Here is a 13,370-nt window from a genome sequence, read left to right as displayed (position 1 = left end):
CGATATGACTATTTCAAAAACGCGAGGGCTGCTTGCTTTTATCGTACTCGCTTGTACGCTCGCCGGCTGCGGCGCGCAGGACAAGCCGCAGGAGCAACCGGGGAGCGCAGTTGAGGAGCCGACATCAAGTGCTTCGCCATCACCGGAGCCGACTGCAGTTGTAAATGAGCGGGAAGCTACTATTTATTTAACTGATGCCGAGCTGCTAGAAACGGTGGAGCGAACAGTAAAGCTAGCCTATGATTCGGAATCGGATCTTATAAAGGCGGCAATTGCAGCATTGCAGAAGGATGATGGAGAGAACGCTTTATCGTTATGGAAGCCAATTGAAATCAAATCCGCCGAGCTTGCGGAGGGACAAGTAACCTTAGATATCCATATACCGGATGAAGCGCGGCTCGGTGCCCCTGGTGAATTGTTAGCGATCGAAACCCTTCAAAAAACGTTGTTTCAATTCGAGTTTGTGAAATCCATTGATATTTTAATCGACGGCGAAGCAGCCGAAAGCCTGATGGGGCACGTCGATTTGGAGCATCCAATGAAAAAGGAATAAGCAAAAAAAGATGACTTCCGAAGCAGATTTTTATAGACTGCTTTTGAAGTCATCAATAACTTTCAGGAGGAATCACGGTCTATGCCATTACATTTTGCAGGTAAAAAAATATTGACTGGAGCGCTGGCTTTATCGCTAGTCGCGGGAAGCGGATTAGCAGTGCCTGCTGCAGCCGGTGCTGCTGCAGCGGCATTAACAACTCCGTTTACGGACATTGGCGGCGGTCATTGGGCCGAGAAGCATGTGGCTAAGCTCGCTTTACAGGGTATCATTACCGGTTATGCCAGCGGAAGCTCTTTCGTGTTTCTTCCTAATCAAAGCGTAACGCAGCAAGAGGCGGTGCTAATGGCGCTTCGTTTCGCCGGGCTCGAGAGTAAAGCAGACAAAGAACAAATCATCGGTTTTCCGTCATCGTTTACGGTAAGCAATTATTTTAAACCTTATATCGTGCTTGCTTTCGAAGAAGGCTTACTCGACCAAACGGAAGAATATGCGCTTGCTGCGAAGGATCCAAAAAAGGCGTGGGGTACGAAGCCTGCTTCACGCGAATGGGTGACGAAGCTCATTATTCGCGCAATTGAGCAAGAAGAGGAAGCAGCTTCTTTACAAAATGCAGCCTCCTCCTTTGCCGATGCCGCTCAAATCGATTCCATGTATAAGGGCTATGTAAACGCGGCATCGAAATTAGAGCTTGTAAAAGGCGTAACAGCCGTAAAGTTCGATCCAAAGGCGAATGTCACCAGGGCGAGTCTCGCAACAATTTTCAGTAGGGCGCAAAAGCTGTTCCCGATTGATTATGAAGGACAAACGAGCGGAATTGTTTCGAAGATTACCGATACGTCCATTACGTTATACAGCGACAAAAAGGAAACGACCTACGAGCTCGGCTCAGATACGCTGTTCTATCATTACAATTCGGAAAAGTCAATTACGAAGCAGCAGCTGCTTGAATATGGAGATGTAACCGTCATTGCGAAAGCCGGGAAAGCCCTTTATGTAGAAGCGAAGGGTGACACACCGCATACGAAGACGGTTTCGGGCACGCTTGACCGGGTTATTTCTGCTGATAAAAAGCTGTATGTTTGGATTAACGATAAGCCTGTTGAAGTTTTTTATAACGACTCGGTTGTTGTTGTTGACGATAAAGGTAAAGCTCTAGCATTAAACGAAATTAAGAGAGACAGCCCAATTAGCATCGTGCAGGACACGTTCCGTGAAACGCCGTTAGCGCTTAAAATCATTGCAGCGCCGCAATCAACAGTCCACAGCTCGAAAGGATTGTTCTATAGTTCGGATGGCGAGCTCATTACGATTAAAGAGGGAACGGCTTTAGTTTCCAAGTTTATGGCCGATGCTGTCACCGTTGAGATTGAAGGGATGAGCGGAGCAACGACCGCGGACCTTATTAAAGAGGCGGATCAAGTAGAGCTTACATTGAATACCGATGATGAAGTTACGAAAATTAAAGTCATCAACCGTAACGTTAAAGTCATTGCAGGCGCGCAAATCGCCAGCTATGTCTATGACAAAAAGCTGCTGACGGTCGTAGATGCCGCCGGCGGGAATGCTCAGGCGCTATATTTTACGGATAAAACAAAAATCGAGTACAGCGGCAATACGATTTCGCTTGCATCGGCAAACAGCCTCCTGACTCAAAATCGAAAAATCATTATAAGCTACACAGGCAATACGATTGTTTCTTTGCAGTTTGTAACAAAATATACGGGTACACTGGTTACGATGAATTCGGCTGCCAATTTAATGACGGTCCGACTGGACAGCGGGGCAACGGTATCACTTCCATATACGTCTGCTTATGTTGAACATGCAGCTGTGGCGTCCGCTGCGCTAAGCGATCTGAAAGCAGGAGATTTGCTTACTCTGGAATTGACTAGTAATCAAGACCGCGTAGCGACGATTAAAGTTCATAGCAGCGCGCAATACGAGGTCGTGTCGGTTGATTCGATAAACAAGAAGCTTCGGGTGAAAAATGCCACAACCACGCTGTTCGAATTATCAGTGCTTGGTACGGAGCTGGTCAATGAAGCAGGCGCGAAGCTGACCGTCGAACAAATCCCGGCAGGCGCTATAGTGCATGCAATTTATGTAGGCAAGCAGGCGACGGTCGTTAAGCTGGTTAAAGCCACTTACGGCAAGGTGCAGTCCATATCGCAAAACAGCGTAACGATAACTGATTTGTCAGGCAAAGCGGTCGTATTCAGCGTCGGAGAAGCTGGCTTTATCATTATTGAAGGCTCATCACAAGGTACGGCGACAAGCCTGCTTTCGGTTGGAGATTATGTCGAGGTTTTAAGTACGGATGCTAATAAAACGCAGTTTACGGTAGCCGTTGGCGAAAGCCGCGTATTTACCAGCTACAATGCGGGTGCGAGCCAAGTATGGACAGAGAAAGTGTCCGATGCCGATAACCGCAATTATTTTAACGTAACAAGCAGTACAAAATTTACGCAAAATGGTATTGCGTTGACGGTGCAATCGTTCAAAGCGGGCGATAATATCGTTATTTACGGCTTCAGAAACAACGCAATCGAGATCGTAAAGCAATAAAGAGGATAGAGATATTTATATTTTGTGAAAAAACTGCCCTTCGGGGCAGTTTTTTTATAGAATATGGCTGTTTTCGGTTGCTAAGCGTGACAAATTTCGCTACACTTTGAACGATAGTGTTTGATTAGGAGAGAGGACGATGAATGCGAAACAGAAAATGCGTCATATACTGGACGTTATAGCAGACATGTTTCCAGATGCGCACTGCGAGCTGAACCATAGCAATCCGTTCGAGCTGACGATAGCGGTTTTGCTGTCGGCACAATGTACGGATGAAACGGTGAATAAAGTAACGGCGTCATTATTTCAAAAATATAAACGACCTGAGCATTATTTGGACGTTCCACTGGAAGAGCTCGAGCAGGATATTCGCCGTATCGGATTGTTTCGCAGCAAAGCGTCCAATATTCAAAAGCTATGCCGCATTGTCATCGATAAATATGATGGGGAAGTGCCAGCCAGTCATGAGGGATTAACCGAGCTGCCGGGCGTGGGCCGCAAAACGGCAAACGTCGTCATGTCTAACGCGTTTGGCGTACCGGCTATTGCGGTTGATACGCATGTCGATCGCGTATCGAAAAGGCTGGGCGTCGCGAAGCCGGACGATACGGTGCTTGAGGTAGAGAAGAAGCTGATGAAGCTTGTTCCGCGCGAGGAGTGGACGTTAACCCACCACAGGCTCATTTTTTTCGGCCGCTATCATTGCAAAGCGCAAAGCCCGCAGTGTCAGATTTGTCCGCTGCTTGAATTGTGCAAAGAAGGAAAACAACGTATGAAGCCAGGCAATAAGACCAAAAATAAGGGTATTAAACCGAAAATAGCCAGTAGAGGATGATGACAATGAAATGTATTTCCGTGTACACTAACAATTTTGAGCTTTTTTCTGATATTTATGAGCAGGTGCTCGAATCTCCGCCGCAGGAAAACGAAGATATTATCGTTGAAGGCATAACGGTAAGCGGCTCCGGCGATGTGCCGGATCAATACATCGAACGTATGCGTATAAAGCCTGAGGTTGTTGTTATGAAGGAAAGAGAGCGCAACATCATGATTTTGCAGCACGGCAACGTTTTTGAAATTTGTTTGCCGTCTGACGAAGAGGAAGCTGTTTAAGGAGCAACCAGATGACACAAATGACGGTGCAAAGCATAGCGGGAGCTATCGCCGAAGCAGCCGGCGCAATGGCAGCTGCTGGAGACAACAAACATGCAAAACAAGCACAGGAGCTGAACAGTAAGCTGACCGAGGGTCGGCTTACTGTCGCTTTTTGCGGACATTTTTCGGCTGGGAAATCAACACTGATCAATCGGCTGTGCGGAGCGAAGCTGCTGCCATCGAGTCCGATACCGACGAGCGCGAACGTCGTATCCATTCGCGGCGGCGAGCGGGCTTATGCCGCAGTCGAGACGATTAGGGATGGAATCGAAAGCAAAGCAGAGGTTCCAATTGACGAGCTTGACCGGTATTGCGTTGACGGCGAGCAATTCACGTCTGTATCGATTGTTTATCCGAGCGGGCTTTTAGGCACCCATACCGTGTTGCTGGATACACCGGGAATCGACTCAACGGATGACGCGCACCGTATGGCTACTGAGTCGGCGCTTCATCTTGCCGATGTCGTGTTCTATGTAATGGATTATAACCATGTGCAGTCCGAGATCAACTTTTCCTTTGCGAAGCAGCTGAAGGACTGGGGCAAGCCCTTATACTTTATCGTTAATCAAATTGATAAGCATCGTGACCGCGAGCTTTCGTTTGCCAGCTACCGCCAAAGTGTGGAGGAAGCGTTTCATGCCTGGCATTTGGAGCCGGCGGGAATCGTTTATTTGTCGTTGCGCGAGCCGGATCATCCGCATCAGGAATGGGAGCAGCTGCTGGAGCTTCTGGACCTTCTTCAGCAGCTGCGGGAGCCACTTTGCGAGTACAGCGTAGATGCTTCGCTGCGGCATCTGGTAGCAAGTCATTTGAAGTGGAGCGAGCTTCAGACAGAGCCGGAACGCGAGCGCCTGCTCGAGGAAGCTGGCGGGGAAGAGGCGGCAGCTCAGGTAACGGGCGAGATGGCGCGGTTAACATCGCTTATTCGCACAATTGCCGGTGAGAAAGAGGTTTACCGGACTGAGCTTCGTAAAGAGCTGCAAACGCTGCTCGATAATGCGAATATTACACCTGCGGGACTGCGTGATTTGGCGCAGACGTTCCTGGAGAGCCGCAAGCCGGGCTTCAAGGCCGGCCTGCTGTTTGCGGCTGCGAAGACGGCAGCCGAGCAGGAACGGCGGTTGCAGGCGTTCCGTGAGGAATTGAACAGCTTAATCAGCGCTTCAATTGATTGGCATGTTAAGCATTTCTTGAGGGAAGCAGCAGAGCGCATCGGCTATGACAGCGAGCTTCTGGAGTCGGAGCTCGCACGAACGCTGGGCTGGCTGCCGGAGCCTGAATGGCTTGTGGAGCGGGTGAAGGCTGGAGCCGTCATCGGAAATGAATATACGATGACGTACAGCCGCGACCTTGCCGCGGACGTGAAGGGCGTTTACCGCCAGCGGGCGCTTGAGCTCGTCGATGCGCTGGCGGATCATGCAGCGGCGGCGGGCGAGGCAGCCACAGCGGAAGCGCAGGCACAGCTAGCGGCGCTTCGCGCGCAGGCTGGCGCTCTTGAGGCGCTGGCGGCGCTGGCGGAGCGCGCTGCTAAGCATGAGGCGAGGCTGGCGGCAGCGCTGCCGGAGCCGCCGGCGAAGCCGGCATTGCCGGCGCCAAGCGCTGCTGCCGCGGCAGCTGCTGCTGCGGCGGCTGGCGAAGCAGCCGGCTCGAGCACTGCGCTGCGCGGAGCGGCGGTGGCTGTGGCGGCGAAGCCCGCGGTTAGCGGCGCCGGCGCAGCGAGGGCTGGCGCGTCTGCGCCGCATGCGGCAGCGCGAAGCGCTCTCGCGGGCGGAGCCGCGCTCGCGCAGCAGCACGGCGCAGCGGCGCGCTTAGCCGGCGCCGCAGAGCTGCTGGCGCCGCACGCGGCGCTGGCCGCGGCTGCGCACGCGATGCGCGATAAGGCGAAGCGGCTGCAGGACAGCCGTTTCACCATCGCGTTGTTCGGCGCCTTCAGCGCCGGCAAATCATCGCTCGCGAACGCGCTGATCGGCGAGCCGGTCCTGCCGGTCTCGCCGAATCCGACGACCGCAGCGATCAACCGCCTCGTGCCTCCTACGGCGGAGCACGGCCACGGCACGGCGCGCATCGTCATGAAATCGCGCGCCGCCATCGAGGGCGATTTGCGCTATTCCTTAGCGCTGCTCGGCGAAAACGCCGCGTCCGATCAATTGCCGGACGCGGCAGATCTGATGCGGGCGATTGACCGCTTGTCGCCGGATGCCATCCAGGCTGGCGGCCGCCCGCACTACAGCTTCCTGCGCGCAGCGCGCGCAGGCTGGGCAGAGCACGAAGCGCTGCTCGGCCAGCAGCTGCTGGTGGGTCAAGCGGAGTATGAGCGCTACGTAGCTGAGGAATCGCGTTCGTGTTTTGTCAGCGAGATCGAGCTGCATTATGATTGCGCCTTAACGGCGCAAGGCATCGTGCTTGTCGATACGCCGGGCGCCGACTCGGTTAATGCAAGACATACGGGCGTAGCCTTTAATTATATTAAAAATGCCGACGCCGTTCTGTTCGTCACTTATTACAATCATGCGTTCTCGCAGGCGGATCGCCAGTTTCTGATGCAGCTTGGCCGCGTGAAGGACCAGTTCGAGCTCGATAAGATGTTTTTCCTCGTAAATGCCGCCGATCTGGCAGCTGATCAAGAGGAGCTGGACGGCGTATTGAAGCACGTGGAAGCGAACCTGCTGCAGCATGCGATCCGTTCGCCGCGTCTATTCCCTGTATCAAGCCTGCAGGCGCTTGACGGTAAGCAGGATGATGATACCGAGCTGCTGAAGCGCTCCGGCATCGAAGCATTTGAGCAATCATTTCTTTCGTTTATACAGAACGATCTAGGCCGACTCGCAATCGATTCTGCTGAGCAGGATTTGCAGCGCGCCGCTGCAACGGTAGCGGGCTGGCTCCAGAGCGCAGAAGGAGATGCGGCAGCCCGGGAAACGGAGCTTAATGAGCTGCTGCTTGCTGTGAGCGAGGCCAAAGGTGAAGTAGCCGCCCTGCAGTCGGGCGCAATGCCGGAGCAGCTTAAGCAGGAGCTGAGCGAGCTGTTGTATTATGTCGTGCAGCGTATTCAATTCCGGTTTGGCGAGTTTTATAATCTCGCCTTTAATCCTGCTTCGCTGCAGGACGACGGACGCGATTTGCGCAAAGCGATTTGGACGGCATGGCTTGAGCTGCAAAGGCTCGTCCAAACCGAGCTCTCACAGGAGCTGCTCGCAACGTCACTCCGGATGGAGCGCGGTGTTCATTCGCTGTTGCAAAAGCAGTACGACAGCTGCCTAGAGCGTCTAGAAGCAGCAATTACCGCTTATAATGCAGTGCCTTACCAGGCTGCTGAACTGCCGACGCCGGATGAACCCGCAGCATGGCAGGCAGAGCGTATCGACGCGAAGTGGCTGTGGAGCCGCTTCAAGTCGCCGCGGCAGTTTTTCGAGGGTGAAGGGAAGGCCATGCTCCGCAAGGAGCTCGAGACACTGCTTGCCCCTTCCTTAAACGGCTGGATGTCCGAGCAGTCCTCCTCGTGGACGGTTCTTTATGAGCAGTCTTGGAATATGGCGGCAAATCAGGCAGGAAACCGCCTGCAGGAGGATATGCTTGCCTATGCGGAAGGCAAACGAAGCTCACTGACTGGAAATGCCAACACGGAAGAATTGAAGCAGCTTTACAATCGGTTAATTGATCTCTAATCGTCAATGAATGCTAATCGTTCCATCGCATATATCGCTGAATGCTTTTGCGGGTGCACAATCGCCCTGCAAAAGCATTTTTTATATTTGTGTGTTTATGTGCAAAAAGCGAGTAATAGGCACATATACATCACGATTTAGGACTATTTAGGAGCTTTAACGGTTTCCAATTTCTATATCGCCAATATAAGAGGGCTCAAACACATATTCGCATTTTTATACTGTTTGCTCCTGTTTACCGATGCTGATAATATTCATTCATACTTATAAAATAGCAACGGGGAGATGGATTTACTTGGACGTATTAAGGCAGTTGAAAGCATTCTATTGGGCAGAACGGAAGTTTTTGTTCTCCTCCATACTATGCTTAATGTGCGCTACGGCGCTCGGACTTGTCTATCCGAATTTGCTGCGGTACTTGATTGACGATGTGATCGGGCCTAGGAAATTTGAACTTGTGCCGGCACTTGCGTTTACGGTTGTCGGAGTCGTTACGTTTAAAGGATGCATGCAGTTTTTACACGGCTTTTTTGGCGGCCGTCTCGGTAACCGGGTTGCGTTCCGCATGCGCAACGCTTTGTACGATAAGCTGCAAACGCTGTCCTTTCAGTATTACGACAAAGCCAAGACAGGCGATCTTATGTCGCGGCTGACTGCGGATCTGGAAGCCATCCGCAACTTTATCGGCTTCGGCTTCGCGCAAATTTTGAACATGGTGCTTATGGTCGTGTTCGGCGGCGTTATGATGCTGTCCATTCATTGGCAGTTAACGCTAATAACGCTAGTAACGATTCCTTTGCTGGGCTTCGCGGCGATCCGCTTCGAACGTAACATTCATCCCGCGTTTCGCGAAATGCGTCAAGCGATGAGTAATTTAACAACAGCCGTTCAAGAAAACATTACGGGCGTGCGGACGGTAAAATCGTTTGCCCGCGAGACGCACGAGGTATCGAAGTTCTCGGTACGCAGCGAGGCGTATCAGACGAATCAAGTCGGAGCCGCAAAGATTTGGGCAAAGTTTTTCCCGGTCATGGAGCTTGTCGCAAATTTAAGCGCTGTCATTCTCCTTGTCACCGGAGGTATTCTTGTTATCAATAATTCGCTGAAGCTTGGTGAATTCGTCGCGTTTTTCAGCTTAATTTGGTACATTATCGGCCCGATGTGGGGGCTGGGCTTCCACATTAATAACTATACGCAGTTTAAAGCATCAGGTGAACGGGTTTTGGGACTTCTGAACGAGCATGTGCATGTAAAAAATACAGAGCACGCGGTCGAGGTTACGGGTGAGACGGTTAAAGGCCATGTACGCTTTAATCATGTCACGTTCAGCTATCCAGACAAATCACCGGCGTTGACGGATATTGTAATTGACGCGCCTGCAGGTTCGGTTATCGGGTTTCTGGGCGCAACAGGATCAGGGAAGTCCACGATTATTCAACTGCTCATGCGTGCCTACAATGTAAAGCACGGAAGCATTACGCTGGACGGCATGGATATACGTAACCTGGATGTCGGGAGTCTTCGCCGGCAAATTGCGCCGGTGTTTCAAGAAACGTTTTTATTCTCGGCATCGATTCGCGACAATATCGCATACGGTGTGCGTGATGTAACGCCGGAGCAAATTGAATATGCCGCGAAGCTGGCGAAAGCGCATGATTTCATTATGGAGCTGCCCCTGGGCTACGATACGATCGTCGGGGAGAGAGGCATGGGCTTGTCCGGCGGACAAAAGCAGCGTATTGCTATTGCAAGGGCACTCATCAAAAACCCGCGCATTCTCATTTTGGACGATGCCACTAGTGCGGTTGACATGGAGACGGAGCATGAAATTCAAGCTGGGTTTAAGGAGCTGATGGCTGGCCGGACAACATTCATCATTGCACACCGGATCTCATCGCTGCGTCATGCCGACGAAATAATTGTTCTGGATAAAGGCCATATTGTGCAGCGGGGTACGCATGCTGAATTAGTCGCTCAGAATGGACCATACCGGGAAACTTATAACATTCAATATGCTGATTATCCGCTTGATGAAGCAGCCTCGATTGTGAAAGCGCATGATCGGAAAGGGAGTACCTTATAATGAGCGCAACCAGTAAAGTGAAAGCAAGCAACAAAAATGAACGGTTCGTTTACCAAGACGACGAACTGATTGAAAAGCCGTTTAACTGGGGGCAATTGCGCCGCTTGGCTATGTATATGAAGCCCTACACGAAGCAGCTGTTACCTGTCGTCATCATGATGATTCTGGGCACGTTGACCCGGCTCGGAGTGCCTGCGCTTGTCATCTTGGCCATTGACGAAGCGATCGCGCCGGCGAGTGGAACGACAAGCATTCCGAAGCTCGTCATCATTGCCGCTTTCATGCTATTTTTATATGTGCTGCAATGGGCCTCCAATACTTACCGGATCAAGTATACCAACATCATTGGACAAAAGGTCATTTATGATCTTCGGAATCATTTGTTCCAGCACATTCAGAAGCTATCCTTCCGTTTTTATGATAAACGTCCGGCCGGCTCGGTGCTGGTTCGCGTAACGAACGACGTCAATTCGCTGCAGGACCTGTTTACGAACGGGGTCGTCAATCTGCTGATGGACTGTGTCCAGCTGTTTGGTATCGTAATCATTTTGCTTGTGTGGAACTTCAAGTTAGGGATCGCGGTTATGATAACGGTTCCGCTTATGTTCCTGGTCTCGACCACGCTTCGCAAACGAATCCGGTTTGCTTGGCAGGATGTGCGGATGAAGCAATCGCGTATCAACGCCCACTTGAATGAAAGTATCCAGGGGATGAAAGTTACCCAAGCGTATGTTCAGGAAAAAGACAACATGGGCTTTTTCAATCAGATGAACACGGTCAACGTTAATTCTTGGAATAAAGCGTCCGCGCTTAATCAGGCTTTTGGACCTGTCATTGAGATAACGTCTGCAGTCGGTACGTTTATCTTGTTCTGGTACGGCGCGCATTTGATTCAGCAGGAAGCCATTACAGTCGGGCTGCTTGTCGGTTACGCCAACTATATCGGCAACTTCTGGGATCCGATCAACCGGTTAGGCCAGATGTATTCTCAGCTTCTTATCGCAATGGCTTCGTCAGAACGTATATTTGAATTTATTGACGAGGAGCCGACCGTTGCCGAATTGACAGCAGCTAAGCCGCTGCCGCAAATTCATGGAGCGGTGAAGTTCGACAATATTGTCTTTGAATATGAGAAGGGCAGGCCAGCGCTCAAAGGTGTTACGATCGACGTGAAAGCGGGGCAATCGATAGCGCTCGTCGGCCATACCGGCTCAGGCAAAAGTACGATTATTAACCTGCTTTGCCGTTTTTATGATCCGGTTGAAGGCCGCGTGCTTATAGATGGCATCGATATTCGCGATGTAACGATTGAGAGCTTGCGCTCGCAGGTTGGTATCGTGCTGCAGGATACGTTTATTTTTGCGGGTACGATCCGTGACAATATCCGTTACGGACGGCTAAACGCGACCGATGCGGAAGTGGTAAAGGCTGCCCAGGCTGTAAATGCGCATGACTTCATCATGAGTCTGCCGGACGGCTACGATACGCAGGTCGAGGAACGAGGCAATGTGCTTTCAATGGGACAGCGTCAGCTGCTGTCGTTCGCCCGGGCACTGCTTGCGGATCCGCGAATTCTTATATTGGATGAAGCAACGGCTAGTATTGATACCGAGACCGAGCTTAAAATTCAAGAGGCGCTCAAAGCGCTGCTTGCGGGACGTACGTCGTTCATGATCGCACACCGTTTGTCGACCATTCGCCATGCGGATGAAATTATCGTGCTCGATCACGGCAAGATTGTTGAACAAGGCAATCATGAGGCATTAATCGCTAAGCGCGGCGTATATAACGGCTTAATTGAGGCGCAATACCGTTTTCTTTAAGGTCAAATCATATTAATGGTTGATTTTTGCAAAGGGAACCTCCACAATGGAAGAAAAAACGAACCGATCGCTTGTCCAACTCAGGGTTAAAGAGTTGAATGGTATATCGGCTTGCTTCCAGGAGGTTCTCTTTCTTTATGTATGGATCACCGTTAACATCGAATGCCCGTAAATTGCTGCTGCTTGGCTCTGGCGAACTTGGAAAAGAGGTTGTGCTGGAGGCGCAGCGGCTCGGCGTTGAGACGATTGCCGTAGACCGTTATGATAACGCGCCGGCTATGCAGGCTGCGCACCGCAGCTATACGACGGACATGCTGGACGGAGCTGCGCTTCGACGTATTATCGAGCAGGAACGTCCGGACTATATTGTTCCCGAGATTGAAGCGATAGCAACGGAAACGCTGCTTGAGCTTGAGAAGGAAGGTCACCGTGTTATCCCGACGGCCCGTGCTGCATGGCTCACGATGGACCGTGAAGGCATTCGCCGTTTAGCAGCTGAAACGCTAGGCTTGCCCACGGCTCCATACCGCTTCGCCGATACGCTGGATGAACTGCGCCAGGCTGCATCTGAACTAGGTTTTCCATGTGTCATTAAGCCGATTATGAGCTCCTCCGGCAAAGGGCAAAGCGTATGCCGTTCGGAAGCGGAGCTTGAAACCTGCTGGAACTATGCAATGGAAGGCGGCCGCGCGAAGAAGCAGCGCATCATCGTAGAAGGCTTCGTGACGTTTGAATCCGAAATTACCCTTCTTACTGTCCGTTCTGTCTCGGGTACGAGCTATTGTCCGCCAATCGGGCATGTTCAGAAGGATGGCGATTACATTGAATCGTGGCAGCCGCATGAAATGACCGGACAGCAAATTGCGCAAGCGGAAGCGATTGCGCTGCAAATAACGAATGAACTGGGCGGCTACGGTATCTACGGCGTTGAGCTGTTTATTACAAAGGATGGTGTATTGTTCAGTGAAGTATCGCCGCGCCCGCACGACACGGGAATGGTGACGATGGCTACTCAGGATCTATCTGAATTCGCGCTGCATGTGCGTGCAATTCTTGGCTTCCCGATCCCGACGATCCGTTTGCTGACGCCAGGAGCATCGCATACGTTGAAGGCAGACCGCGAATCAAACTCATTCCGTATCGGCGGAATCGGGGAAGCACTCGCCTTGCCTAACACGCAGGTTCGTATATTTGGCAAGCCGGAGACGAAGGTAGGCCGCCGCATGGCCGTTGCGCTCAGCTCTGCGTCCGATGTCGAGCAAGCGCGTGAAACTGCGCGTCTTGCCGCTGAAGCGCTGCATATCGAATACGATAACTAACTAATTATCAATGAACCAAGAAACCTCCAGATTTCCCGATAAGGGAAAATGGAGGTTTTTTATTAACCCAAATTACCTTTTAAATGTAGAACTGCCGGGCATGTAATAACAACTTCATAAATACAATAAGATAAAGTTTCAGCAGAAAATAGGTTGGACGAGGCGGTGAGAGTCATTGGTGAGTTCCGCGAGTCATGAGGGCAT

The 13,370-nt window shown here is 51.4% G+C and carries 8 protein-coding genes; all 8 read left to right on the top strand.

Annotation, left to right across the window (positions count from 1 at the left end; genetic code table 11):
- The first annotated feature begins 4 nt into the window (after positions 1 to 4).
- Positions 5 to 553, top strand: a complete 549-nt coding sequence (locus tag DFP97_RS03315; RefSeq protein WP_114378547.1) for a GerMN domain-containing protein — start codon at positions 5 to 7, stop codon at positions 551 to 553.
- Between the two features lie 81 nt (positions 554 to 634).
- Positions 635 to 3,121, top strand: a complete 2,487-nt coding sequence (locus DFP97_RS03310) for an S-layer homology domain-containing protein (protein WP_114378546.1) — start codon at positions 635 to 637, stop codon at positions 3,119 to 3,121.
- Between the two features lie 139 nt (positions 3,122 to 3,260).
- Positions 3,261 to 3,956, top strand: coding sequence for an endonuclease III (gene nth, locus DFP97_RS03305; RefSeq protein WP_114378545.1), 696 nt, complete (start codon positions 3,261 to 3,263; stop codon positions 3,954 to 3,956).
- Positions 3,957 to 3,961: 5 nt separating this feature from the next.
- Positions 3,962 to 4,234 (top strand): NAD/NADP transhydrogenase alpha subunit, encoded by a 273-nt coding sequence (locus DFP97_RS03300; RefSeq protein WP_114378544.1) that lies wholly within the window; start codon positions 3,962 to 3,964, stop codon positions 4,232 to 4,234.
- Between the two features lie 11 nt (positions 4,235 to 4,245).
- Entirely contained in the window at positions 4,246 to 7,941 is a 3,696-nt protein-coding gene (locus tag DFP97_RS03295) for a dynamin family protein (RefSeq protein ID WP_114378543.1), read from the top strand.
- A 295-nt stretch (positions 7,942 to 8,236) separates the two neighbouring features.
- Positions 8,237 to 10,024, top strand: coding sequence for an ABC transporter ATP-binding protein (locus DFP97_RS03290; protein WP_114378542.1), 1,788 nt, complete (start codon positions 8,237 to 8,239; stop codon positions 10,022 to 10,024).
- Positions 10,024 to 11,847: an ABC transporter ATP-binding protein gene (locus DFP97_RS03285; protein WP_114378541.1), complete on the top strand. Its 1,824-nt coding sequence runs from the start codon at positions 10,024 to 10,026 to the stop codon at positions 11,845 to 11,847. The genes DFP97_RS03290 and DFP97_RS03285 overlap by 1 nt, the downstream gene beginning before the upstream one ends.
- 137 nt (positions 11,848 to 11,984) lie before the next feature.
- The gene (purT, locus tag DFP97_RS03280; protein WP_114378540.1) at positions 11,985 to 13,166 is read left to right on the top strand and encodes a formate-dependent phosphoribosylglycinamide formyltransferase; all 1,182 of its coding nucleotides are present in this window, start codon (positions 11,985 to 11,987) and stop codon (positions 13,164 to 13,166) included.
- Positions 13,167 to 13,370 lie beyond the last annotated feature (204 nt).

Source organism: Paenibacillus prosopidis (genome assembly GCF_003337375.1).
Classification (GTDB): Bacteria; Bacillota; Bacilli; order Paenibacillales; family Paenibacillaceae; genus Pristimantibacillus; species Pristimantibacillus prosopidis.
This window is presented reverse-complemented; position numbering and strand designations above follow the sequence as displayed.

Excerpts from the sequence above, each read along its gene's own strand:
- DFP97_RS03315 (WP_114378547.1), top strand. The coding sequence starts at position 5 with ATGACTATTTCAAAAACGCGAGGGCTGCTTGCTTTTATCGTACTCGCT.
- DFP97_RS03310 (WP_114378546.1), top strand. The coding sequence starts at position 635 with ATGCCATTACATTTTGCAGGTAAAAAAATATTGACTGGAGCGCTGGCT.
- nth (WP_114378545.1), top strand. The coding sequence starts at position 3,261 with ATGAATGCGAAACAGAAAATGCGTCATATACTGGACGTTATAGCAGAC.
- DFP97_RS03300 (WP_114378544.1), top strand. The coding sequence starts at position 3,962 with ATGAAATGTATTTCCGTGTACACTAACAATTTTGAGCTTTTTTCTGAT.
- DFP97_RS03295 (WP_114378543.1), top strand. The coding sequence starts at position 4,246 with ATGACACAAATGACGGTGCAAAGCATAGCGGGAGCTATCGCCGAAGCA.
- DFP97_RS03285 (WP_114378541.1), top strand. The coding sequence starts at position 10,024 with ATGAGCGCAACCAGTAAAGTGAAAGCAAGCAACAAAAATGAACGGTTC.
- purT (WP_114378540.1), top strand. The coding sequence starts at position 11,985 with ATGTATGGATCACCGTTAACATCGAATGCCCGTAAATTGCTGCTGCTT.